Origin of the sequence: Kitasatospora phosalacinea (assembly GCF_030268885.1) — a bacterium.
Classification (GTDB): Bacteria; Actinomycetota; Actinomycetes; order Streptomycetales; family Streptomycetaceae; genus Kitasatospora; species Kitasatospora phosalacinea_C.
Window position 1 is genome coordinate 244,760 of record NZ_BSSA01000009.1, and the last position, 21,701, is coordinate 266,460.

Sequence of the window (21,701 nt, forward strand, 5' to 3'; positions counted from 1 at the left end):
GCGGGAGCCGCTCAGAGCAGCCGGGCCGTGACGGTCTTCGCGCGCTGGTACTCGCGCAGGGCCAGCACCGACAGGTCGGTGCCCGCGCCGGAGGAGCGGCGGCCGCTGTGCGGGAGTTCGGCGGACTGGGCGAGGTGGCAGTTGAGCCAGACCTCGCCGGCCGAGAGGCGGTCGGTGAGGGCCAGGCCGGTGGACAGGTCGGTGGTCCAGACGGAGGCGGCCAGCGCCTGCGGGACGGACTCGGCCAGCGCCACGGCCGCGTCCGGGGTCTCGGCGCGCTGGACGGTCAGCAGCGGCCCGAACACCTCCTGCACCACGGCCGGGTCGTCGTCGGGCAGGTCGGCCAGCACGGTCGCGGGCCGCCACAGCCCGTCGTCGCGGCCGGGCGCGGTGTGCACGGCCTTCGCGCCGGAGGCGGCCACGATCCGGTCGTAACGGGCCGCCTGGTCGGGGTTGTTGAGCGGCCCGAAGTCCCGCCCGGCGTGCCGCTCGGCCATCGCCGCGGCCAGCTCGGCCACCGCCCGCTCGTACCCAGGGCCCAGCACGATCACCCGGGCGGGCGCCGCGCAGCTCTGCCCGGCGTTGTACGTGCAGGCGGCGGCGAGCTGCCGCCAGGTGTCGGCCGGGGCGTCGGGCAGCACCAGCACCGGGCTGTTGCCGCCGAGTTCGAGGCTGACGGGGGTGAGCCCGGCGCGGGCGGCCACGTCCGCGCCGCCCGCCGGGCTGCCGGTGAAGGCGATCAGGTCGCAGCCCGCGCCGACCAGCAGGCGGCCGGTCTGCCGGTCGCCCGGCAGGGTGGTCAACACGCCCGGCCCGAGGGCCTGTTCGGCGTGCTCGGCGAGCAGCAGGGCGCTGTCGGGGGTGGTCTCGGCAGGCTTGAGGACCACCGGGTTGCCCGCGGCGAGCGCCGGTGCGCAGCGCCAACCCGCCATCAGCAGCGGGTAGTTCCACGGCACCACGGCCGCCACCACCCCGACCGGCTCCCAGCGCACCCAACTCTGGTGCCCGGCCAGGTAGTCACCGGCGGCGGGCGCGGTCGCGGCCCGCGCCGCACCGCCGTAGAACCGGAACAGGTCGGCCACCTCGGCGACTTCGCCCGCGGCCTCCGTGGGCGGCTTCCCGGTGCCCGCGCACTCGGCGGCCACGTACGCGTCCGCGTGCCGCTCGATCAGCTCCGCCAGCGCGGCCAGCCGCCGCTGCCGCTCGCGCGGCGTCAGCCCGGCCCACCCGGCCCGGGCCGACCGGGCGGCGGACACCGCGGCCGCCACCTCGCCGTCCCGGCCGGGCCGTTGGGTGCCGCGCACCTCGCCGGTGCGGGGGTCGATCAGTTCCATCAGCAGTTCTCCCTCACACGTCGTACGCGCGCAGCCACAGTTCGAGGGTGAGCAGCAGCCACAGCTTGCCGCCCTGGCGGGGCAGCAGCAGCCCGCCGCCGCGCATCCAGGTCTCCACGGTGTCCGCCCGGAACAGGCCGCGGGCCCGGGCGGTCGGGCCCAGCAGCAGGTCGGCGGCCAGTTCGCTGAGCGGACCGCGCAGCCACTGCTGCACCGGCACCCGCATGCCGCTCTTGGGCCGGTAGGTGACGGTGTCGGGCAGCAGGTCGCGCACCGCCTCCTTGAGGATCCACTTCTCCTCCGTGCCGCGGAGCTTGAGGGCGGGCGGGGTGGCGAACGCGTGGTCCACCACCCGCCGGTCGAACAGCGGCGAGCGCCCCTGCACGCCCTGCGAGGCGGTCAGCCGCTCCACCTTGGTCAGGATGTGGTGCGCGCCCTTGGTCCGCAGGTTGCAGTGCAGCAACTGGTCCAGCAGCGACGGCATCCGCCGGTCGTCCAGGTACGGTTCGACGTGCCGCCGCGGGTGCGGGGCCGCCTCCAGCGCGGCCAGCGCCTCCCCGGTGAGCAGCACCGGCAGGTCCTCCCAGCACTTGCGGTAGGTGTGCAGGTAGGCGTCGGCCCGGGCCCGCGCCGCACCGTCCTCCCGCATCAGCTCGAACACCAGCATCGGCAGGTTCTTCGGCCCGCCGAACACCGGGTCGCCGCCCTCCCCGTTCAGCGACACCGCGATCCCGTCGCCCGCCACCGCCTCCGCCAGCATCAGGTTCGGCACCGTCAGCGGGTCCCCGACCGGGCTGTCCAGCAGCGCCACGGTGTCCGCCAGGCGCGCCGCGACCTGCTCCCCGGGCACCGTCAGCACCCGGTGCGCCGTCCCGCAGTGCGCCGCCACCAGCCCCGAGTAGCCCAGCTCGTTGGGCAGTTCGGCACCGAAGCTGATCGAGTAGGTGCGCACCGTCCCCGGGTGCAGGCGGGCGGCCAGCGCCGTCACCAGCGAGCTGTCCACCCCGCCGGACAGCAGCACCGCCACCTCCGACCCGCCCTCCGGCAGCCGCCGGGACACCGCCCGCTCCAGCAACTCCCTCAGCCCGTCGGCATGCTGACGGTCCGTCAGGTCGTGGTCCGCCGACCCGGCCCGCGGCTCCCAGAACGCCTCCACCTCCACCCGCCCGTCCGGCCGCAGCCGGGTGACCCGGCCGGGCAGCAGCTCGTGGACGCCGCGCAGCAGGGTCTCCTCGCCCGGCAGGTAGGCGAAGGTCAGGAAGGAGCGCACCGCCGCCAGGTCCAGCCCGGTGTCCACGTCCGGCCGGTCCCGCAGTGCCCGCAGCGAACTGGACGCCGCCCAGCCGCCGTCGGCCGTCCGGCAGTGGAACGCGGTGCGGGCACCGACGTGGTCGCGCACCAGCACCAGGTCCGGCCCGTCCAGCACCGCCAGGGTGAACATCCCGTCCGCGGCCCGCAGCCCGTCCGCGCCCAGCGCCAGCCAGCAGCGCAGCAGCAACTCCCCGTCCGGGCAGGACGGTCCGGCCGGACGCCCGGCAGCGGCCAGCGCGGCCAGCAGCTCGTCCCGGTTGTGCAGCGTCACCTCGCCGACCGCGGTACGCCCGTCCGCCGTGAACGGCCCGTCGGCGTACCCCGGCACTCCGGCGAGCAGGGACGCCGACACGTGCCGCCCCGCCGCCTCGAACGGCCCGGCCACCAGGCCGGGTTCGGGGGCGCGGGCCGGGGCGGGCAGCGAACTGACCGCGTAGCGGGCCGGACGGTGCGGGGCCGCGCGGCCGGGGGCGGCGGCGCGGGTGGTCGTCTCCAGCCACGGCTCAGCCAAAGTCGTCCCCGTCCCAGCCGTCGTCCACCGGGTCGCCGCCGTCGGCGCCGTCCCCGGCGCTCCCGAACCCGTCCGCGTCGAAGCCGTCGTCGGGCCGGTGGTCGTCCCGGTCGTCCCCGTCGTCGAAGCCGCCGTCGTCGAAGCCGCCGTCCCCGCCGCTGCCGCCGTCGCCCCCGGAGCGGGCGTGCTCGGCCGCCCGGCGGCGCAGTTCCTCCTCGTCGTCAGCGGAGAGGAACTCGGGTGCGTAATGCGCGGCGGCGATGCCCGCGCCCAGACCGAGGGCGCCGAGCACCACGCCGACCCGGCCCGGGAACGAACTGCGGTTGACCAGCACGTACCGGCCCTGCCCCCACACCGTGCGGCCGTAGCCGATGTCGCGGCCGTAGCCGACCCGGCCGTCCGCGTGGACGCGCTTGACCAGGTCGCGGCCCAGCCGCTCGTCGGTGCCGGAGTCGCCCCGGTCGTCGCGCCAGTGGATCCGGCCGTCGCCGCCGCGGCTGCGCCATTCGCTGCGGCCGTCGGAGTACCTGCGGTGCACCGTGCCGTCGGCCAACAGCTCGTCGCTGTAGGTGATTTCGGGTGGCTGCGTCATCGTCCTCGTCCTCGGGGGGTCAGGGCGTCGGCCAGGTCAGGAAACCGGTGTCACGGGCCCGGGTGGGCGCGGCCGGACGGGCGGGCGGGGCGAAGCCGCCGCCGCGGACGGTGCGCAGCACGGTCCGCAGCAGCCGGGCCGGGCGGACGGCGGCCAGCTCGGCGACCCGTCCGCCCGCCAGCCAGAGCCGCTCGGCGACGGGCAGCTCCGCGGGCAGCTCCCCGACCGCGCACCGGGGGTGGCCGGACAGTGCGGCCAGGTGCAGGGCGGCGGCGTGCCGCGGCAGCAGCCCCGCGGTGCGCACCCGCAGCCGGGGCCCGGCGTGCTCGCGCACCCGCAGGAACAGGGCCAGCCCCGCCGGGGAGGCGTCGTGCAGCACGTGCACCACCGCCCCGTCGGCCCGCCGCATCGCGGCCAGCAGCCGCTCGTCCAGCGGCAGCCGCTCCGGGGTCAGGACCGGGCAGGCCCCCTCCAGGTGCAGCCGGTTGGCCCGCAGCATGCCCGCGATCCCCGGGTCCTGGCAGACCAGCAGCCGGGGGAAGGCGTAGTCGTACAGGTCGCCCTCCGGCCCGGGCCGGTGCGGCGGCGCGGCCGGGGCGTCCGGCAGGACGTCCAGCTCGGGGTGCCGGGCCAGCGCGGCCGCGAACCGGGCCTCGGACAGCAGCGGCCGGGTGGTGTACCGCAGCCGGTGCGGGCCGCGGTGCAGCGGGAACAGCACCCGGTCCGTCTCGTAGCACAACTGCCGTGCGGTGAAGGCGAGTCGGCCAGGGCTGGCGCAGCGTTCGGCAGCCCGCCGCAGGGCCCGGTCGAGCAGCCGTTCGGGTACCGGGATCATCGGCCGCCGCCCTTCGGGTGCGGAGCAGGGGTGCTGGAGCCGGTGCGCTGGGCGGGGACGGCCTGCGGCCAGGTGAGGAAGCCGATCCGCTCGGCCCGCCGCCGGGTCTCGGCCGCGCTCTCGGCCGCGCCCTCGCTCCCGCTCCCCGTCTTGGTCAGCGCGACGGGCGGGGCGACGGGCGGCGCGGCGAGGGCCCGCTCGACGGCCCTGTCCACCATGGCCATCAGCTTCACGGGCGGCAGGGTGATCAGCGGCGAGGACCAGCCGTCGCACAGCCAGTCCCGCTCCTCCTCCGGCAGGCGCTGCCACGCCGGGGAGTCGGCCAGGGCGGTCGGCGGCTCCTGCCGCCGCCTGCCCGCGTCGCGCAGCCGGACCATCCGCGCGGGCAGCTGGACGGAGCGCGGCAGCAGCCCGCAGTCCACCACCCGGTGGCCCGTGAACCTCGCGCGCAGCTCCGCCGACCGGGCCAGCGCGTCCAGCGACAGGTCGCGCACCACCACCACCGGCAGCCCGGCCGGGACCTGCCCGGGCTGCTGCTGCAGCAGCACCCGGTGACGCTCGGCGAAGCCGTTGAGCTGCAGGAACGCGGCCACGCCCGGCAGTTCGCACAGCACCACGGCCCGGGGGTCCGACGGCCGGGCGGGGACGGCCGCGGACGGGGCGCCGTCCACCAGCCCGTCCGGCAGCGACCCGTACACCTGGCGCCAGCGGGGCACCACCCGCTGCTCGAAGTCGGCGAGTCGGAGCCAGGACCTGAACGGCTGCGGCGGGTGGTAGCGGCCCGTGTCGCGGAACTGCCGGTAGGAGCGCCAGCCGAGGAAGAGCGCGGGCAGGCCCAGCAGCAGGTGGGCGAGGCCGCCGATGCCGACGGCCAGCGAGGCCGTGACGACGGCGACCACCCCCAGCACCGTCCCGGCGGTCACGCTGCCGCGCGGTCGCGGGCCGGTCGGGAAGCGGTACAGGCGGCGCTCGTTCATCCAGTACAGCTGCTCGACGGTGATCCGCAGCCCGTCGGGGGCGGACTTCGCCACCAGCTCGCGGAACTTCAGGTCGTGCAGGCGCCCCGGCTCGACCTTCGGGTCGAGCGCGAACACCTTCCGGCAGTTCGAGCAGGTGTGGCCGGTGCGCTCCCGCTGTCGGCGGTCGTGGCGGCAGTGCGGGCAGATCATCGGGCGTCCTCCCAGGTCGACGGGCGTCCTCGGTCGGGCAGGGAACGGGGCGGCACAGCGGACGACGGAACGGGCGGGGAGCGGCGGACGGGCGGGGAGCGCCGTGGTCGGACACCTTCTCGGACGCGGGCGACGGCCGGAGCGTTGCACCGGGCGCGGGCGCCGACCGGGCCGTCCCCCGGCAGCCTCACCGGCCGCCGTCCTCCAGCGCGGCCGCCGCCAACCGCAGCCGGTGCGCGACCCGCTCCCGGAGGGTGACCGTACCCGGCCGCTGGGCGGCCGTCACCTCCCGCAGCGCGGCCGCGAGTTCGGGTTCGCCGCGCCGCTCGGCGGCCTCCGCGGTGATCGCGTAGTCCTCGTGGTCGATGCCGTAACCGGTGTTCGCCGCCAGGATCGCCAGCCGGTCGCCGCCCCGGTTGCCGAAGGAGTGCGGCATCAGCTCGGGGATCCGGATCAGCGTGCCCGGCGCGAGCCGGACCTCCACCACCCGGCGCCGCCGCGCGTCGTACAGGCCGCAGGAGGCCGGGCCGAGCGCCAGCACCAGGTGCTCACCGCCGTGCGCGTGCGGGGTGAACGCGCTGTGCGGGGCGACCAGGCCCAGCTTGTAGGTGGCGTTCGACGGGCGCTCCGGGGAGGTCGCGGCGTCCCCGATGAAGTAGTGCGCCCACTGCCGGTCGTCGATGAAGCGCAGCAGCCCGCTGTCCGGGTCCTGCGGGCCGAGCTCCCGCCCGCCGGTGCGGTCCGCGCGCAGCACCCGCCCGTCCGGGCGCAACCGGTACAGCTCGGCGCCGTCCGGCAGCCCGGACGCCAGCCGTTCCAGGGCCCGCAGCCCCCCGTGCCTCGACATCACCGTCCCCCTCGCCGCTGTTCGCCGTGATGCTACCCGGGCTGCCGGGGGCGCTGACCAGCGGGATACTCGAACGGACGCCGAACTCTGTGGAGGTGAGAGCGATGTCCACGATCGCTACCGGAACGCCGCGGCCCGGACCGTTCCACCGGCTGGTCGCCTGGCTGACCGCCAAGCACAACTCCTCACTGGTCTTCCTGCTCGGGCTGTCGCTGGGCCTCGGCCTGGTCGCGGCGCAGATCAACCAGCTCTGGCTGCTGATCGTGTTCTCGGTGGTGTGGGCCGTCACCATCGTCGCGTTCGTCGCCCAGTTCATCGGTCGCCGCGAACACGCCCACCCGCACGCCCACCCACGCACCCACGCCGCCTGACCTGCGGCAACGCGGCGGGGCCGGTCCGGAGGAACGCTCCGGACCGGCCCCGCCGCGGCTGCCCGCGCCCGCGGCTCAGCCCGCGGACCACACCGTGGTGACGTTGCAGAACTCGCGGATGCCGTGACCGGACAGCTCCCGTCCGTAGCCGGAGCGCTTGACGCCGCCGAACGGGAACGCCGGGTGCGAGGCCGTCATGCCGTTGAAGAAGACGCCGCCCGCCCGCAGGTCGCGCACGCACCGCTCGCGGTCCGCGTCGTCCGTGGTCCAGACGTTCGAACTCAGGCCGAACGGCGAGTCGTTGGCGACGGCGATCGCCTCGTCCAGGTCGGCGACCCGGTACACGGTGGCGACCGGGCCGAACGCCTCCTCGCGGTGGATCCGCATCCGGGGGGTCACCCCGGTCAGCACCGTCGGCAGGTAGTACCAGCCGCCCCCCAGCGCCGGATCGTCCGGCCGGCCGCCGCCGCACTCGACGGACGCGCCGTGCCCGACCGCGTCCGCGACCAGCTCCTCCAGGTCGGTGCGGCCCTGCTCGGTGGCCAGCGGCCCGACCTCGGTGCCCTCCGCCATCGGGTCGCCGACCGTCAGCGCCCGCATCCGGGCCGTGAACGCCGACAGGAACTCCTCGTACACGTCCGCGTGCACGACGAAGCGCTTCGCGGCGATGCAGGACTGCCCGTTGTTCTGCACCCGTGCCGTCACGGCCCGCTCCGCCGCGGCCGCCACGTCCGCCGAGGGCAGCACCAGGAACGGGTCGCTGCCGCCCAGCTCCAGCACCGTCTTCTTGATCTCGTCCCCGGCGACCGCCGCCACCGACCGGCCCGCGCCCTCGCTGCCGGTCAGCGTCACCGCGGCCACCCGCTCGTCCCGGATCACCGCCTCCACCGTGGACGAGCCGATCAGCAGCGTCTGGAAGCAGCCCTGCGGGAACCCGGCCCGGGCGAACAGCTCCTCCAGCGCCAGCGCGGTGCGCGGCACGTTCGAGGCGTGCTTCAGCAGGCCCACGTTGCCCGCCATCAGCGCGGGCGCGGCGAACCGCACCACCTGCCAGAACGGGAAGTTCCACGGCATCACCGCCAGCACCGCTCCCAGCGGTCGGTACCGGACGAACGCCGACGCCCCGCCCGAGTCCGCGACGTCCTCCGCCGCCGGGTGCTCGTCGGCGAGCAGCGCCTCGGCCCGGTCGGCGTACCAGCGCATCGCCTTCGCGCACTTCGCCGCCTCGGCCCGGGCCTGCGCCAGCGGCTTGCCCATCTCCAGGGTCATCGTCCGGGCGACCTCGTCGTTCGCCCGGTCGAGCAACTCCGCGGCCCGGTGCATCAGTTCGGCGCGGTGCGCGAACGTGGTCAGCCGCCAGGACTCGAACGCCGACTGCGCCCGGGCCAACCGGCGCTCCACGGCGGCCTCGTCCAGCGGATCGAAGACCTCGACGGTGCGGCCGTCGGCCGGATTGACGGTGGCGATGGCCATCAGGGCCACTCCCTCCTCGACTGCCGCCCGGCCAGCCGGGCGGGGGGCGGACGACCGGGGGGAGCGAGGAGGTGGAGACAGGAATCGAACCTATGTAAGCGGCCCTGCAAGCCGCTGCCTCGCCTCTCGGCCACTCCACCGGGCTCCCTCGCGTGACTCAGAAACTAGCAGCGGGAAAACCGCCGACGGGAATCCGACCCACCCGGAACTCACCCGAATGCCACGCCCCTTCCGAAGTACGACGAACGTCCGGCAGATCATCCTCCCGTCCCCGCCCGGCGCGTCCGACCTCCCGACTACCCTGGGCGCCGTGCAGATCGACGACCTCAAACGCCTCCGCAGGGCCCGCGACACCATGGACCGCGACTACGCCGAACCGCTGGACGTCGCCGCCCTCGCCAAGGTCGCCCTGATGTCCGTCGGCCACTTCCAGCGCAGCTTCCGCGCCGCGTACGGCGAAACCCCGTACAGCTACCTGATGACCCGCCGCATCGAACGCGCCAAGACCCTGCTGCGCCGCGGCGACCTGTCCGTCACCGAGGTCTGCATGGCCGTCGGCTGTACCTCGCTGGGCTCCTTCAGCACCCGCTTCACCGAACTCGTCGGCGAGAGCCCCAGCGCCTACCGGGCCCGCGACCACAGCGCCGCCGAACACATCACCGCCTGCGTCGCGATGTACCTCACCCGCCCGATCCGCGGCACCGACACCGGCCGCCCGCAGCAGGCCCCGGCACAGGCCCCGGCGCAGGAGATCAGGAACGGAGAAGCGGAAGGCGCGGGCGGTCAGTAGCGTCGGGGGCATGGACATCAAGCTCTCGCAGTGCTTCATCGCCGTGGACGACCACGACGCCGCCCTCGGCTTCTACCGCGACGCCCTCGGCCTGGAGGTGCGCAACGACGTCGGCTTCGAGGGTATGCGCTGGGTCACCCTCGGCTCGGCCGCCCAGCCCGAGGTCGAGGTCGTGCTCGAACCCCCGGTCGCCGACCCCGGCGCCACCGACGCCGACCGCCAGGCCGCCGCCGAACTGCTCGCCAAGGGCCTGCTGCGCGCCGTCAACTTCCGCACCCCCGACTGCGACGCCACCTTCGAGAGGATCCGCGCCACCGGGGCCGACGTGCTCCAGGAGCCGATGGACCAGCCCTACGGCGTCCGCGACTGCGCCTTCCGCGACCCGGCCGGCAACATGGTCCGCTTCGCCCAGCCCCGCCAGTAGCAGCCACCGCGCGCCCGCGGACGCCGCCCGCCCGAACCCCCGGACGGGCGGCGTCCGCGCGCACCCGGGACGCGCCCGCCCGGGCCCGGCGGCTGCGCCCGCCTACCGGCCCCTCCCCAGCTCGGCCACCGCCTCCGCGACCCGGGCTGCCCCGTCCTCGTCGGCCATCGCCCGGGCCCCCGCCTCCGCCCGGACGCGCAGCAGCGGGTCCGTCACGGCCGTGCGGACGGCCCGCGCCAACCCGGCGGCCGTCAACTCCGCGAACCGGACCGGCGCGGTGGCGGCGCCGAACCGGGCCAGCCGGTCCGCCCAGAAGGGCTGGTCCGCCAGCACGGGCACCGGAACGCTCGGGACCCCGGCCCGGAGCGCCGCGGCCGCCGTACCGGCACCGGCGTGGTGCACGACGGCCGCCACGCGCGGGAACAGCAGGGCGTGCGGGAGTTCCCCGACGCACAGCACGTCGTCCCCCGCCCCGGCCAGCCCCGCCCAACCCGCCTGCAGCACACCGCGCACCCCCGCCCGCCGCAGCGCCTCCACCACGAGGGCGCCCAACTCCCCGCCCCGGTCCGCCGCCGCGCTGCCGAACCCGACGAACACCGGCGGCGGCCCGGCCCGCAGGAAGTCCTCCACCTCGGCCGGGAGCCGCCGGTCCGGCGTGACGTGCGGCCACCAGTTGCCGACCACGCGCAACCCCTCCCGCCAGTCGCCCGGACGCGGGACGAGGGCCGGACTGAACCCGTGCAGCACCGGCCAGCCCGCCCGCTCCACCGCCCGGCGCCGAGCCCCCTGGGAGAGCGTCGGCAGCCCCAGCCGTGACCGCAACCGGCGCGCGGCCCCGGCGTGCAGCCGGTCGACGACCCGCTGCCCGAACGCGCCCGCCGCCCGGTTGCCCCACCTCCCCAGCGGACGGACCCCGCCGACGACCGGCGGGAACTCCCCGGTCGGCGCGGTGGGTTGCAGGTAGACGCCGAGGCTCGGGACGTCCATCGCCTCGGCGAGGTGCCAGCCCAGCGGCGCGGTGGTGGTGGCGGACAGCAGCAGGTCGGCCCCCGGCTCGGCCGCGTCGGCCAGGGCGTCGCCCAGCCGCTCGACGAAGGCCGCCGCCCGGGCGAGCAGCTCCGAACGGCCGCGCCGACCGCCCGGGGGCGCCGCGCGCGGATCGACCGGCAGCGCGCGGAACTCCAGACCGCTGTCGGACACCAGCCCGCGGAAGAGCTCCGGCGCGGCGAGCGCGACCTCGTGCCCCTCGGCGCGCAGCCGCACCCCGAGCCCGGTGTAGGGGGCGACGTCGCCGTACGAGCCGGCGGCCGTGATCAGGACCCTCATCGCGCCGCCCCCGTACCGTCCGTGCTGCCGGTGCCCGTGCTGCCGGTGTCCGTGCTGCCGCGCTCGGCGCCCTGCTGCCCGCCGTGCTGCTGCTCGGCGCCCTGCTGCCCGCGGCGCTGCCGTTCGGCGTTGCGGCCGATCGCCGTCCGGAGGTAGCCGGCCAGCCCCGGGCGTTGCTCGGCCGCCGGTACGACGAGCGCGAAGGCGCGGGCGTCGGCCTCGTAGTCGTCGGCGATCCGGCAGTGCATCTCGGGCGGGCAGGGCGTGAACCACCGGCCGATGTGCTGCCGGTGCTCCTCGGCCAGGGCCAGCACCGTCCCGTCGTCGGCCGGGAGGCCCGCGTCGAAGGCGGCCAGCAGGCGGCCGCGCCACTCGGCGGCCTCCGCCATCAGCTGCCGCCAGTCCTCCTTCGAGTGGGCGGCCGCGCGGGCCAGCGCCTCCCGGTGGCTCTCCCGCTCGCCCCACTTGAGGTGGGCGTCGGCGGCGTAGCTGAGGTCGAAGACCACGTCCCCGAAGACCTCGAACCGCTCCTCCGGGCTCAGTTCGACGCCCGTGCGCTGGACGGTGATGGCCCGCTCGGCGACCTCGACGAGCTTCTGCAGCCGGTCGATCTGCTCGGTGAGCGCCCGGCGCCGGGCCAGCAGGTGGTCGAGGGCGTTCGCCTGCGGGTCGGCCAGGATGTGGCCGATCTCGTCGAGCGGGAAGCCGAGTTCCCGGTAGAAGAGGACCTGCTGCAGCCGGGCGAGGTCCGCGCCGTTGTAGAGCCGGTAACCGGCCGGGCTGCGTTCGCTGGGCGACAGCAGCCCGGACCGGTCGTAGTGGTGCAGGGTCCGGACGGTGACCCCGGCGAAACCCGAGACCTGTCCCACCGACCAGCTCATGAGCGCTCCTCCGCGTTCGTGCGTTCGCTTCCCCCACCGTGCAGCCTGACGTGGGGGGAGGGTCAACACGCTTCCGCACCGGCGCGCCCGGCCGTCCGGCCCGGCACCGGAGCCTCAGCCCGCCAGCAGCGGGTAGTGGTCCGACAGGTCGGTGTACGTGTACGAGGTGCCCCAACTGCTCACCGTCCAGGGCGCGGAGTGGAACCGGTGCACCGTGTTGGTGTACTGCTGCGGGCGCGCGTGGTCGGCCCGGTACAGCACGTAGTCCAGGTCCTCCTTCGGCTCGCCCGGGTACCGGTAGGCCGCGATCGAGTTGTCGACGGTGTCGAAGGAGTTCGCCCAGCCGGTGCGCGCCGTCGCCGGGGCCAGGTTCCCGTTGGCCAGCAGCGCCGGGTACTCGCCGCCGTGCGAGTCGACGTTCAGGTCGCCCGCCAGCACGATCGGCTCGTTCGCCGGGATCCGCTTCGCGTCCAGGAACGCCCGCATCGCCTGCAGCTGCTTCGCCCGGACGTCCGCGGCCTGCCCGCTCGCGCAGCCGGAGTCGGTGGACTGCAGGTGCGTGCCGACCACGTGGGTGAGCTGCCCGTTCACGTTGATCTGCGCGTAGACGAACCCCTTGTTGGACCACCAGTCCGACCCGCACGCGTCCTTGAACACGTACTGCTCCTTGCGCAGGATCGGCCACCTGCTCAGCAGCAGCACCCCGCCGTCCTCCGGCGTCGTGCTGCTGTAGCTGCCGGACGTCGCGTCCCACCCGGAGGTCGAGCGGCCCACCACCGGGGTGCGGTACGGGTAGGCGCCCGCCGCCTTCGCCGCCAGCGCGTCGGAGGCCGCGTTGTCGAACGCCTCCTGCAGCACCACCACGTCGTGGCCCTGGAAGAAGTCCGCGCCCGCGATGGCCTGCGCACGCTGCGCCTGGCCCCAGTTCGGGTACAGCGAGGTGCTCATCAGGAAGGTGTTGTAGCTGAGCACGTCCAGCGGGGCGACGGCGGCGGGCGCGGTCTCGGCGTGCGCGGCGGTGGCCGCGGTGACGGCCGTGACGGCCTGCGTGGTCGTCAGCAGGGCTGCGGCGGCGGCGAGCACGGCGGTGGTGCGGGTGGCGCGGGGCGCGGTCATCAGGTCTCCGGTGAGTGAGGGCCGGTCGATGTTGTGCATCCAACTCGGGCCTCCGTGACGCGGACAAGACAGCGGGCGGCCGGTGGGTGAACTCGGCCGAAACACCCCCTACCGGCGGGTAGGAACCGGCCTCGCCGAGCACTGTCAACGGAAGGTTGACACCCCTCCGAGTGTCAACCTAAGGTTGCCTCATGGCAGACATCCCTGGAGCGAAGCCCTCCATCCGGCTCGACGACCTGATCGAGGGCATCAAGAAGTCGTACCCCGAAGCGCTCGACCAGCTGTCCAACGCGGTGCTGGTCGCCGACCACCTCGGCGACGTCGCCGACCACCTGATCGGCCACTTCGTCGACCAGGCCCGCCGCTCCGGCGCGTCCTGGACCGACATCGGCCGCAGCATGGGCGTCACCCGCCAGGCCGCCCAGAAGCGCTTCGTCCCCAAGGACCCGGGCGAGGTCACCGGGACCGACACCGCGCAGGGCTTCAACCGCTTCACCCCGCGCGCCCGCAACGTGGTGATGGCCGCGCACCAGGCCGCCAAGGACGCCCGCAACGACGAGGTCCGCCCCGAGCACCTCGTCCTCGGCCTGCTCGCCGAACCCGAGGGCCTCGCCGCCGCGTACATCGTCACCAGCGGCGTCCCCCTGGACGCCGTCCGCGAGGCCGCCCTGGCCGCCCTCCCGCCCGCCGTCGAGGACGCCCCCGAACTCGTCCCCTACGACGCCGGGTCCAAGAAGGCCCTCGAACTCACCATGCGCGAGGCCCTCCGCCTCGGCCACAACTACGTCGGCACCGAGCACCTGCTGCTCGCCCTCCTCGAACACGAGGCGGGCAACGGCATCCTCACCTCCCTCGGCCTCGACAAGACCGCCGCCGAGACCGAGTTCCTCGCCACCCTCGCCCAACTCGGCGCCGAATCCTGAGGATTCCCCCACACCCCGCGAGCGGCGGGACCGCCCTGGGACGGGAGCGGCCCCGCCGCTCCCGGCTGCCCGTGGGCCGAACCGGCCTCCGGCGCGGGATGCGGGAACGCCTTCGAGCAGGAGGAGTCACCCCCTGAGTACCGAGCACCACGTCTTCCTTCGGCCCGCCGACCCCGACGCCGATCTCGTCGCCGACCTCTCCGCCGCCTGCGGGAGCGAACTGCGTCCGGTCGACGGCGAGTTCGTGGACTACGTCACCACGATCGGCGGCAGGACCCGTGCCGAACTGTAGCTCTCGCACGACTTCGTGGCGGACCGGGGCATTCCGTTCGACCGGTTCCAGGCCGTGATGGTGGTGCGCGACATCGACCGGGACGTGGAACGGCAGGCCGCCGTCGCGCGCAGGATCGTGCGCGGCCTCGCCGACACCGGGCGGTACTGGGCGGTCCTGGTGTACGAACTGCAGTCCTTCCTCGAGTCGGCGGCGCCCGGAGCCCGGGGATCGCAGCTCTGGCCTCCGGCGGCGGGTCGGTAGGCCGGGTTCCGGCAGGGGCGGGGGCCGGTCGCTCGGCCGCGACCGGGTCGGGAGCGCACGGGGGAGTCGCGTCACGACGAGGGTGCAAGGGCCCTCGTGCATCGAAGGGTTGCCGTCCACGGGGCGAAACCCCGTTGACGCCGGTCCGCCCCCGCCGGTTCGCTGCTGTCGACGAAGATCCCGGAGGAACGGAGCGGTCATGGGATACCGGCTGGAGGGCCCCGTGCTGGAGGGCGCCCTGGTGCGGCTGGAGCCGCTGGAGCAGCGGCACGCCGCGGAGTTGGCGCAGGCCGCGGAGGAGGGCCGGGACAGCTACGGGTTCACCTGGGTGCCGCGCGCCGACGAGATCGCCGGGTACATCGACGCTCAGCACGGCCGCGTCGCCACCGGCCGGCTCGCCCCGTACGCCCAGGTCTCCCGCTCCACCGGCCGGGCCGTCGGCGCCACCGCCCTCTGGGAGCCGCGCACCCACCCCGAGACCGACGTCCTGTACGCCGTCGAGGTGGGCTTCACCTGGCTGGCCGCCTCCGCCCAGGGCACCGGCATCAACGCCGAAGCGAAACTGCTCCTGTTCCGGCACGCCTTCGAACGGCTGGGCGCCCGCCGGGTCGACCTCAAGACGGACGCCCGCAACGAGCGCTCCCGCGCCGCGATCGCCGCCGTCGGCGCCCGTTTCGAGGGCGTCCTGCGCAACTGGTCGCGCTCCTGGGCCCCCGGCGAGGACGGCCGGCTGCGGGACTCCGCGATCTTCTCGATCACCGACGACGAGTGGCCGCAGGTCGAGGCCGCCCTCCAGGAGCGCGTCGCCCGCTACGGGAAGTGACGGCCGGGTCGTCACTTCCCGTGCGGCGGTGGTGGATTGGCCGGACCGGGCGGCGGCGGGGGCGCGCCGCCCATGCCGGTCGGCTTCCCGGACGGAGCTTTCTGCGGTGCCACGTCGCCCCTCCTCGGTGCGTGCGTCGACGGCGGAGCGGACCGCCGCCGACCGGTGCGGTCTACGGCTGGATTCCCGTCCCGCGCCCGTCTGATGCGACCGCACACCCGTGCGCCGGTCACCGACCGTCGACCCCGCCCGGCCGCCCCTCCGCTCCCGTCCGCCCGCTCCTGTCCGCCCGCTCCTGTCCGCCCGCTCCTGTCCGCCCGCTCCCGTCCGGCTACGGCACCTGCGGGGACAGGGGCAGCCGGGGCGGCACCCACGCGTGGTGGCGCAGGATCGCCCGCACCGCCGCCCGCCCGGGTGTCAGCCGCATCGCGGTGTTGCGCACCGCCACCGCCACCGGGTGCGACAGCCCCTGCCCCAGCCGCCCCGCCTGCCGGGCCGCCCGCGCCACCGCCTGCGCCCGCGGTCGGCGCTCCGCGTCGTACCGGGTCGCGGCGGCCTCCGGGGTGGAGGCGCCCGCGACGGCGGCGGCCAGGGTCACCGCGTCCTCCAGGGCCTGGCAGGCGCCCTGGCCCAGGTTCGGCGTCATCGCGTGCGCGGCGTCCCCCAGCAGCACGAGTCGGCCGAGGGCGAACGAGGGGAGCGGGGTGCGCAGTTCGCGCAGGTCGTGGTGGAGGACGGCCTCCGGACGGGTCGCCCCCAGCAGTTCGGGGACGGGGTGGTGCCAGTGCCCGAAGCGCCGGCCCAGTTCGGCGAGCGGATCGGCGAAGCGGCTGCCCGGCGGCAGGTCGAGCACGGCGTGCCACTCGGCGCGGCCGTCCGGCAGCAGGATGTGGCCGAACTCGGCGCCCCCGCCCCAGCTCAGCTCGAAGTCGCTGACGGGCCCGAGCGGTGCACCCGGCGCACCCGGTGCACCCGGCGCACCCGGTGCGGAGGCGGCGGGGGCGACGGGCTCGGCGGTGATCGCGCGCAGCACCGCGGTGCCGACCGGGACCGCCCCCGGGTGGTCCGGCAGGGCCCGGGCGCGCAGGCGGCTGCCGACGCCGTCCGCCGCCACCACCAGGTCGGCCTCCAGGACGCGGTCCGCGCAGTGCACCCGTACCGGGCCGGGGCCGTCCTGCTCGACCGCCGTGGCCTGCACGCCGAGCAGCAGCGCGTCGGACGGCAGGGCCGCCCGCAGCAGCCGGTGCAGCTCGGCGCGGGTGATCCCGACGATCGGGGAGCCGACCGCCCGCTCCAGCGCGGCCCCGTCCATCCGGGCCAGCCACGTCCCGTCCGGAGCGCGGGTGCCGCCCCGGTACTGCCCGCGCGCGGCGGTCCGCACCGCGGCGCCGACGCCCAACTCGTCCAGGGCCCGCAGCCCGTTGGCCGCCAGCGAGATCGCCGCACCGGCGTCCGCCGGAACCGCCGAGCGCTCCACCACCGTCACCGACCACCCGACCCGCCGCAGCCCGAGCGCCGCCGCCAGCCCGCCGATCCCACCGCCGACCACCACCGCCGTGCCGTTCACCCTCGCACCTCCGGTCTTCTACACCTGTAGAAAACCCACGGTAGCCGACCGCCGGAACCGACCCCCCACGGGCCCCGCCGACCGCCGCCCCGCCCCGCCCGCCGGCCGCCCGCCCCGCCGGGCCCGCGTCCGGATTGGCGTACAAAGGGGTGCATGGCCATCGACCGACGCACGCTCCTCGCCGACACCGCCCTCGGCGTCCTCGCCGACCAGGGCATCCGCGGCCTCACCCACCGCGCCGTCGACCGGGCCGCCGCACTGCCTGAGGGCACCACCTCCGCCTACTTCCGCACCCGTTCGGCCCTGCTCACCGCCGTGGTCCGCCGCCTCGTCGAGCTGGACCAGGGCGAGCTGCACCGGGCGGCCGAACGGTTTCCGCCGCCCCGCACGCCGGCCGAACTGGTCGACGGCCTCGCCGCCCTGGCCCGGCAGCGGCTGGAGGGCGAAGGGCGCCGCCGCTCGCTGGCCCGGGCCGCCTGCGCGGTGGAGAGCGTCCGCGACCCGGAGTTGCGCGAGATCCTGCACCCGCGCGAGAACCCCGGCCGGGACGCGGTGCGCCGCCTGCTCGCCGCGCACCGCGTCCCCGACGTCGAGGCCCGGGTCCTCACCCTGCTCGCCTGCTTCGACGGGCTGGTCCTCGACGCCCTGCTCGTCGGCGGGCGGCCGGAGGTGGCGCGGACGTCCCTGGAGGGACTGGTGGTCGCCGCGCTGCGCCCGTGACCTCCCGTCAGGGGGCGGCCGGGGAGGCCCACTGGTGGACGGTGCCCTGGTGCAGGGCGGCGTAGACGCGGTCGCGCAGCGCGTTGGCGTCCGCGTCGGTGAGGGTGCGGTGCAGGTCGCGCAGGACGACCTTGACCAGCAGGTTGTACTGCTCCGGACGGCCCCCGAGCCGGGCCAGCGCCTGCGGCGGCAGGTCGCGGCAGGGGGTGCTGGAGAGCACCTCGACGGTCTCCACGCAGTCCGCGTCCGCCCCGAGGGCGTCCCGGACGCGGTCGCCGAGGTCCTCGGCGAGGTCGGCGCCGTCCACCGCGACGGACAGGTCGCGGCGGACCGCGGGCAGCGCGGAGACCGGCCGGTACGGGGCGAGGTCGGTGAGCTGGACGGCCACGGCGGGGTCGGCGGAGCGCAGCAGCCGGATGTCCGGGACGCCCTTGCGCAGCATCAGCACCCGGTCCAGGCCCATGCCGAGCGCCAGCCCGCTCCACTCCGGCCCCAACCCGGCCCCGGCCAGCACCTCCGGGTGCGCGAGCCCGCACTCGGCGACCTCCACCCACTCGCCGCCGTCACCCGCCCCGTCCACCGCGCCCGCCGCGACGTCCAGTTGGCGCCCCGCCAGGGTGTACGGGTGGACGCGCTCCTCGGTGCGGTGCGCCGCCCCCGGCAGCAGCGCCCCCACGAGCGCGGCGAGCATCCCGGTGAGGTCGTCCGTCCCGGCCGGGGTCGGACGGCGGGTCAGGTACCACAGGTCCAACTGGTGCGGCGTGCCGCTGTGCAGCCGGTCGATGCTGTCGCGCCGGTACACCAGGCCCGGGCAGGCCAGCAGCACCGCCTCCGGTGCCTCCCCGGCCGCCGCCCGGGCGGCGAGGGCCCGCAGCGCGCCCGGGACCAGCGCGCTGGAGTGGCTGCGCAGCATCCGCCGCTCGTCGACGTACCGGGTGTAGCGGGCGTCCCGGGTGATGTCGTCGCCGCGGTAGTTGAGGTGGTCGTAGTTGTCGGCGACGGTCACCACCCGCTCGCCCCGGTGCACCTGCACCGGGCAGCCCCAGTGCTCGGTCAGCGCCCGCACCGCACGCTCGACGAGCAACTGCAGGGCGTGCGGCCCGGCGGCCGGATCGGTCAGGTCGCGGACGGCGAGGTCACGGGCGAGCTGTTCGGGGGAGAGGGGGCGGACGGCGGTGCCACCGGCGGGGTGGACGGACATGGCGTGCTCCAAGCAGGACGGATCGGAACGGGGACCAACAGGGGGGACACCACACCCCCCGGCCCCTGGGCACGACCCGCCGCCGGGCCGACCCGATCCGCCGGACTCCCTACCGGCGCAACGGAACCAACCCCCTGCGGCACCCATCGGGAGCCGGGGGGCCGGTAAATCGGCGAGAGATCGCTACGACGGCCACGCCCGGAGTCTACGCACCCCACCCCACCCGCCCGCAATGCGTTTTCCACCGGCGACCCGCCCGCCCCGAAGCCCTAGGCTGAGCGCTTCCGGACAGCGGACGACGGACGGGGGCACGACGGATGACGGCGGACGGCGGGGTCGGGCGGGCGTACGACGGGGTGGCGGAGTTGTACGCCACCCTGTTCCGGGGCGAACTCGGCGGCAAGGAAGCGGAGTTGGCCCTCATCCGGCGGCTGGCCGCGGCGCCCCCGGTGGCCGGGCGCGGGCTGCCGGTGGGTGACCTCGGCTGCGGGCCGGGGGAGGCGACGGAGCTGCTCGCCGGGCTCGGCGTCCGCGCGTTCGGCCTGGACCTCTCGGCCGGGATGCTGGCCCAGGCCCGACTCGCCCACCCGGAGCGGCCGTTCGTGCGGGGCACCCTGACGGCGCTCCCGCTCGCCGACGGCAGCCTCGGCGCGGTCCTCGCCCGCTACTCGCTGATCCACCTCCCGCCCGCCGAACTCCCCACCGCACTCGACGAGTTGCACCGCGTCCTGGCCCCGGGCGGCCTGCTGCTGACGGGTTTCTTCGCCGCCGACCCCGAACTCGGCGACACCGACCGCCCGGTCCCGTTCGACCACAAGGTCGCCACCGCCCACCGCTGGCCGGTCGACACCCTCGCCGCCCTCTTCCGGCAGGCCGGCTTCACCGAGACCGCCCGCACCCTGCGCGCCCCGGCCCCCGGCGAACGCTTCCCGCAGGCCACCCTGCTGCTCGGCCGGGACGGCAGCGCGTGACGGCAGCGCGTGACGGCAGCGCGTGCGGGCGGCGCATGAGGGCGGCGGGTGAGGCAGCGCGTGACGGCAGGTGCGGGGCGCACCCCCGCCGTCACCCGGTCGCGCGGAACGCCGGGTAACCGGGCAGCTCGGGCGCGTCCCACCCCGCGGCGAGCTCGGCGAGCAGCAGCCGCACGGTCGCGGCGAAGGCCGGGTGCCCGGTCAGCCCGAGCGCGCTCGTCCAGCGGTGCCGCAGCACCTGGCGACGGGTGGGCACCGGCTGGCGGGTGCGGTGCATCGGCCCGTCCTCCGGCAGCGCGCGGCGCAGGAGGTGCAGCGTCGAGTCGACCGTCCAGACCACCGTCGCCCGGTCCATCCCGGCCTGCCAGAGCGCGTCCTCGGCCAGGTCGGGGTACTGCACGACCACCTCGGCCCGGTAGGCGCCCTCGACCCGCCGGGCCAGGTCGTCCGGCAGCCGGTGGACGCACCAGCAACTGGAGAACGGCATCCGGCAGTAGGCGGCGGTCAGGAAGACCGACTGGTAGCCGGCCGCCTCGAAGTCGAGCAGCCGCAGGCCGTCCGGGGTGATCAGGTTGTTGTCGGGGCAGGTGTCCCCGGGGGTGAAGCCGGGGTACCGCTCGCCGTCGGCGGTGCCGACCGCGGTGAGCTCCTCGGCCAGCCCGGGCGGGGCGGTCAGGCCGCACTCGGCGAGCAGTCCGAGGAAGGCGCCGACGTTCTGCTGCTGCCACGGCTCGTCCTCCCAACTCGGCAGGCCCCGGCCGTGCTGCTGCCAGAGGGCCGCGAACTCGGCCCGCCGCGGCACCGAACGGGCCGCCAACCGGCCCAGGCCGCCGGCCCACTCCAGCAGGCCGCGCTCGGCGGCCTTCGGGTCGGTGCCCAGCAGCAGGTCCGCCAGGGTGGGCGCGTCCCCCAGGTCCGCCATCACCAGCAGCCGCTGCTCGTGGTCCGCGGCGAGCAGCTCCGGCCCGGCCAGGCCGAGCGAGAGCCCGGCCGCCTCCCCGGCGTACGCGCGCCGTGCCTCGGGCTCGTCGACGAACGCCTTGACCACCACGCTGCCCCCGGTGGCCGTCCGGCAGCGCAGCACGGTGCTCCGCGGGCTGCCGCCGAGGTCGACGGGGTCCCGGAGGGGCTGGCCCAGCAGTGCGCCCGCGGCGCGCGTGATCTCGTCCACCCCGGCATCCTGCCAGTGCGCCGGGCCGGACTCACCCGGTCATGCCGAGGTGTGACGTGAACGGTCCGGTGCCCCGGGGCGCGGGCGGTCCGCCTCTTCGTGACACGGGCGGTCCGGTGCCCCGGTCCAGGGGGCGAACTGCTCGGCGACCAGGGCGGCCACCCCCGGTGCGTCGAGCGTGCCGTCGACCTCGACGACGCGGATGCCCAGGCGGCGGGCGCTGCGGGCCGCGTCCGCGGCGACCAGCCGGTCGCGGGCGACCCGGTTGGCCTGCGCACGCTCCGGGTCCCGGAGGGCGACGCCGAGCGCACCGGCCCGCGGCAGGGTGCGGAGCTGGTGCTGCCGGAACTCCTCGGTGGGGACGAGGACGACCATCCGCCGGGGCGAGTCGAGCAGCGGGGCGACCAGTTCCGGCCGCAGCCCCCAGCCCTCCGCGATCACCGGGCGGGCGGTGAACAGGCCGCCCAGGTCGTCCAGCACCCACCCGAACCGGGTCGGGAACCCGGCCAGCGTCTCCTCGGCCATCTCCGCCGGGCTCCGTTCGGACCAGACCAGGTCCGGGGACGGGTCGGCCGTCGGCAGGCCCGCGGCGACCCGCCGGGCGATCCGGCGGTCCCGGTGGCCGCGGGCGTCGTGCCAGTCGTAGTGGTACACCGTCAACCCGTGGGCACGGGCCACGAGTTCGGCGACCGTGCTCTTGCCCGCCCACTGGGCGCCACCGATCCACAGCGCACGGCGCAGGGTGCCGTGCGGGTCCCGGACGTCCGTCATCGCCCGCTCCTCCCCGTCGGGAGCGGCACCGGCGGCCGC

Annotated in this window: 22 protein-coding genes and 1 tRNA gene; 8 read left to right on the forward strand and 15 right to left on the reverse strand. The window is 76.1% G+C overall.

Features of this window, described 5'->3' with window-relative positions; all coding sequences use genetic code 11:
- Window positions 1–11 precede the first annotated feature (11 nt).
- The 6 genes from QSK52_RS16165 to QSK52_RS16190 all read right to left on the reverse strand — a co-directional run bounded on the left by QSK52_RS16165 (window position 12) and on the right by QSK52_RS16190 (window position 6,599).
- The gene (locus QSK52_RS16165) at window positions 12–1,334 is read right to left on the reverse strand and encodes an aldehyde dehydrogenase family protein (protein ID WP_285736752.1); all 1,323 of its coding nucleotides are present in this window, start codon (window positions 1,332–1,334) and stop codon (window positions 12–14) included.
- Window positions 1,335–1,347: 13 nt separating this feature from the next.
- A complete protein-coding gene (locus tag QSK52_RS16170) occupies window positions 1,348–3,156 on the reverse strand; it encodes an asparagine synthase (protein ID WP_285736753.1) in 1,809 nt (602 codons plus the stop codon).
- Window positions 3,149–3,748 carry a hypothetical protein gene (locus QSK52_RS16175; RefSeq protein WP_285736754.1) on the reverse strand — a complete coding sequence of 200 codons (600 nt, stop codon included), beginning with the start codon at window positions 3,746–3,748 and terminating at the stop codon, window positions 3,149–3,151. The genes QSK52_RS16170 and QSK52_RS16175 overlap by 8 nt, the downstream gene beginning before the upstream one ends.
- Before the next feature lie 19 nt (window positions 3,749–3,767).
- Entirely contained in the window at window positions 3,768–4,583 is an 816-nt protein-coding gene (locus QSK52_RS16180; RefSeq protein ID WP_285736755.1) for a hypothetical protein, read from the reverse strand.
- Window positions 4,580–5,752 carry a hypothetical protein gene (locus QSK52_RS16185; RefSeq protein WP_285736756.1) on the reverse strand — a complete coding sequence of 391 codons (1,173 nt, stop codon included), beginning with the start codon at window positions 5,750–5,752 and terminating at the stop codon, window positions 4,580–4,582. The genes QSK52_RS16180 and QSK52_RS16185 overlap by 4 nt, the downstream gene beginning before the upstream one ends.
- A 187-nt stretch (window positions 5,753–5,939) precedes the next feature.
- Window positions 5,940–6,599 (reverse strand): cupin domain-containing protein, encoded by a 660-nt coding sequence (locus tag QSK52_RS16190; protein ID WP_285736757.1) that lies wholly within the window; start codon window positions 6,597–6,599, stop codon window positions 5,940–5,942.
- A gap of 104 nt (window positions 6,600–6,703) precedes the next feature.
- Here QSK52_RS16190 and QSK52_RS16195 point away from each other — a divergent pair, with 104 nt between their 5' ends.
- Window positions 6,704–6,970 (forward strand): hypothetical protein, encoded by a 267-nt coding sequence (locus QSK52_RS16195; RefSeq protein ID WP_285736758.1) that lies wholly within the window; start codon window positions 6,704–6,706, stop codon window positions 6,968–6,970.
- Between the two features lie 75 nt (window positions 6,971–7,045).
- On the opposite strand, the gene QSK52_RS16200 is transcribed toward QSK52_RS16195, so the two are convergent.
- Both QSK52_RS16200 and QSK52_RS16205 read right to left on the reverse strand, forming a co-directional pair.
- Window positions 7,046–8,443 (reverse strand): NADP-dependent succinic semialdehyde dehydrogenase, encoded by a 1,398-nt coding sequence (locus tag QSK52_RS16200; RefSeq protein WP_285736759.1) that lies wholly within the window; start codon window positions 8,441–8,443, stop codon window positions 7,046–7,048.
- A 69-nt stretch (window positions 8,444–8,512) separates the two neighbouring features.
- Window positions 8,513–8,583, reverse strand: a tRNA-Cys gene (locus QSK52_RS16205).
- A 215-nt stretch (window positions 8,584–8,798) separates the two neighbouring features.
- On the opposite strand from QSK52_RS16205, the gene QSK52_RS16210 reads away from it, so the two are divergent.
- Window positions 8,799–9,233 carry a helix-turn-helix transcriptional regulator gene (locus QSK52_RS16210; protein ID WP_285736792.1) on the forward strand — a complete coding sequence of 145 codons (435 nt, stop codon included), beginning with the start codon at window positions 8,799–8,801 and terminating at the stop codon, window positions 9,231–9,233.
- A 10-nt stretch (window positions 9,234–9,243) separates the two neighbouring features.
- The gene (locus QSK52_RS16215) at window positions 9,244–9,657 is read left to right on the forward strand and encodes a VOC family protein (protein WP_285736760.1); all 414 of its coding nucleotides are present in this window, start codon (window positions 9,244–9,246) and stop codon (window positions 9,655–9,657) included.
- Window positions 9,658–9,759: 102 nt separating this feature from the next.
- Here QSK52_RS16215 and QSK52_RS16220 read toward each other — a convergent pair whose 3' ends face one another.
- The 3 genes from QSK52_RS16220 to sph all read right to left on the reverse strand — a co-directional run bounded on the left by QSK52_RS16220 (window position 9,760) and on the right by sph (window position 13,019).
- Entirely contained in the window at window positions 9,760–10,983 is a 1,224-nt protein-coding gene (locus QSK52_RS16220; protein ID WP_285736761.1) for a glycosyltransferase, read from the reverse strand.
- Window positions 10,980–11,864, reverse strand: a complete 885-nt coding sequence (locus tag QSK52_RS16225; RefSeq protein ID WP_285736762.1) for a MerR family transcriptional regulator — start codon at window positions 11,862–11,864, stop codon at window positions 10,980–10,982. Before QSK52_RS16225 ends, QSK52_RS16220 begins: the two co-directional genes overlap by 4 nt.
- A 114-nt stretch (window positions 11,865–11,978) precedes the next feature.
- Window positions 11,979–13,019, reverse strand: coding sequence for a sphingomyelin phosphodiesterase (sph, locus tag QSK52_RS16230; protein WP_435053268.1), 1,041 nt, complete (start codon window positions 13,017–13,019; stop codon window positions 11,979–11,981).
- A gap of 152 nt (window positions 13,020–13,171) precedes the next feature.
- Between sph and QSK52_RS16235 the strand changes: the two genes are divergently transcribed.
- From QSK52_RS16235 to QSK52_RS16245, 3 genes are all read left to right on the forward strand, one after another.
- Entirely contained in the window at window positions 13,172–13,903 is a 732-nt protein-coding gene (locus QSK52_RS16235; RefSeq protein ID WP_285736763.1) for a Clp protease N-terminal domain-containing protein, read from the forward strand.
- 307 nt (window positions 13,904–14,210) lie between these two features.
- Complete coding sequence (locus tag QSK52_RS16240; RefSeq protein ID WP_285736764.1) at window positions 14,211–14,438, forward strand: hypothetical protein; 228 nt, start codon at window positions 14,211–14,213, stop codon at window positions 14,436–14,438.
- Between the two features lie 199 nt (window positions 14,439–14,637).
- Window positions 14,638–15,261 carry a GNAT family N-acetyltransferase gene (locus QSK52_RS16245; RefSeq protein WP_285736765.1) on the forward strand — a complete coding sequence of 208 codons (624 nt, stop codon included), beginning with the start codon at window positions 14,638–14,640 and terminating at the stop codon, window positions 15,259–15,261.
- Window positions 15,262–15,592: 331 nt separating this feature from the next.
- On the opposite strand, the gene QSK52_RS16250 is transcribed toward QSK52_RS16245, so the two are convergent.
- Complete coding sequence (locus QSK52_RS16250; protein WP_285736766.1) at window positions 15,593–16,828, reverse strand: FAD-dependent monooxygenase; 1,236 nt, start codon at window positions 16,826–16,828, stop codon at window positions 15,593–15,595.
- Between the two features lie 153 nt (window positions 16,829–16,981).
- On the opposite strand from QSK52_RS16250, the gene QSK52_RS16255 reads away from it, so the two are divergent.
- A complete protein-coding gene (locus QSK52_RS16255) occupies window positions 16,982–17,548 on the forward strand; it encodes a TetR/AcrR family transcriptional regulator (protein ID WP_285736767.1) in 567 nt (188 codons plus the stop codon).
- Window positions 17,549–17,555: 7 nt separating this feature from the next.
- Here QSK52_RS16255 and QSK52_RS16260 read toward each other — a convergent pair whose 3' ends face one another.
- Complete coding sequence (locus tag QSK52_RS16260) at window positions 17,556–18,749, reverse strand: hypothetical protein (protein WP_285736768.1); 1,194 nt, start codon at window positions 18,747–18,749, stop codon at window positions 17,556–17,558.
- Window positions 18,750–19,066: 317 nt separating this feature from the next.
- Here QSK52_RS16260 and QSK52_RS16265 point away from each other — a divergent pair, with 317 nt between their 5' ends.
- The gene (locus tag QSK52_RS16265) at window positions 19,067–19,720 is read left to right on the forward strand and encodes a class I SAM-dependent methyltransferase (protein WP_285736769.1); all 654 of its coding nucleotides are present in this window, start codon (window positions 19,067–19,069) and stop codon (window positions 19,718–19,720) included.
- 91 nt (window positions 19,721–19,811) lie between these two features.
- On the opposite strand, the gene QSK52_RS16270 is transcribed toward QSK52_RS16265, so the two are convergent.
- Both QSK52_RS16270 and QSK52_RS16275 read right to left on the reverse strand, forming a co-directional pair.
- Complete coding sequence (locus QSK52_RS16270) at window positions 19,812–20,891, reverse strand: hypothetical protein (RefSeq protein ID WP_285736770.1); 1,080 nt, start codon at window positions 20,889–20,891, stop codon at window positions 19,812–19,814.
- 39 nt (window positions 20,892–20,930) lie between these two features.
- Window positions 20,931–21,662, reverse strand: a complete 732-nt coding sequence (locus QSK52_RS16275) for a hypothetical protein (RefSeq protein ID WP_285736771.1) — start codon at window positions 21,660–21,662, stop codon at window positions 20,931–20,933.
- Window positions 21,663–21,701 lie beyond the last annotated feature (39 nt).

What these genes read in the sequence shown, in the direction of transcription:
- QSK52_RS16275 (WP_285736771.1), bottom strand. Translation starts at nt 21,662, where the DNA reads ATGACGGACGTCCGGGACCCGCACGGCACCCTGCGCCGTGCGCTGTGG.
- QSK52_RS16180 (WP_285736755.1), bottom strand. Translation starts at nt 4,583, where the DNA reads ATGATCCCGGTACCCGAACGGCTGCTCGACCGGGCCCTGCGGCGGGCT.
- QSK52_RS16235 (WP_285736763.1), top strand. Translation starts at nt 13,172, where the DNA reads ATGGCAGACATCCCTGGAGCGAAGCCCTCCATCCGGCTCGACGACCTG.
- QSK52_RS16255 (WP_285736767.1), top strand. Translation starts at nt 16,982, where the DNA reads ATGGCCATCGACCGACGCACGCTCCTCGCCGACACCGCCCTCGGCGTC.
- QSK52_RS16220 (WP_285736761.1), bottom strand. Translation starts at nt 10,983, where the DNA reads ATGAGGGTCCTGATCACGGCCGCCGGCTCGTACGGCGACGTCGCCCCC.
- QSK52_RS16260 (WP_285736768.1), bottom strand. Translation starts at nt 18,749, where the DNA reads ATGTCCGTCCACCCCGCCGGTGGCACCGCCGTCCGCCCCCTCTCCCCC.
- QSK52_RS16190 (WP_285736757.1), bottom strand. Translation starts at nt 6,599, where the DNA reads ATGTCGAGGCACGGGGGGCTGCGGGCCCTGGAACGGCTGGCGTCCGGG.
- QSK52_RS16225 (WP_285736762.1), bottom strand. Translation starts at nt 11,864, where the DNA reads ATGAGCTGGTCGGTGGGACAGGTCTCGGGTTTCGCCGGGGTCACCGTC.
- QSK52_RS16165 (WP_285736752.1), bottom strand. Translation starts at nt 1,334, where the DNA reads ATGGAACTGATCGACCCCCGCACCGGCGAGGTGCGCGGCACCCAACGG.
- QSK52_RS16195 (WP_285736758.1), top strand. Translation starts at nt 6,704, where the DNA reads ATGTCCACGATCGCTACCGGAACGCCGCGGCCCGGACCGTTCCACCGG.
- QSK52_RS16185 (WP_285736756.1), bottom strand. Translation starts at nt 5,752, where the DNA reads ATGATCTGCCCGCACTGCCGCCACGACCGCCGACAGCGGGAGCGCACC.
- QSK52_RS16245 (WP_285736765.1), top strand. Translation starts at nt 14,638, where the DNA reads ATGGGATACCGGCTGGAGGGCCCCGTGCTGGAGGGCGCCCTGGTGCGG.
- QSK52_RS16215 (WP_285736760.1), top strand. Translation starts at nt 9,244, where the DNA reads ATGGACATCAAGCTCTCGCAGTGCTTCATCGCCGTGGACGACCACGAC.
- QSK52_RS16200 (WP_285736759.1), bottom strand. Translation starts at nt 8,443, where the DNA reads ATGGCCATCGCCACCGTCAATCCGGCCGACGGCCGCACCGTCGAGGTC.
- QSK52_RS16210 (WP_285736792.1), top strand. Translation starts at nt 8,799, where the DNA reads ATGGACCGCGACTACGCCGAACCGCTGGACGTCGCCGCCCTCGCCAAG.
- QSK52_RS16175 (WP_285736754.1), bottom strand. Translation starts at nt 3,748, where the DNA reads ATGACGCAGCCACCCGAAATCACCTACAGCGACGAGCTGTTGGCCGAC.
- QSK52_RS16265 (WP_285736769.1), top strand. Translation starts at nt 19,067, where the DNA reads ATGACGGCGGACGGCGGGGTCGGGCGGGCGTACGACGGGGTGGCGGAG.
- sph (WP_435053268.1), bottom strand. Translation starts at nt 13,019, where the DNA reads ATGCACAACATCGACCGGCCCTCACTCACCGGAGACCTGATGACCGCG.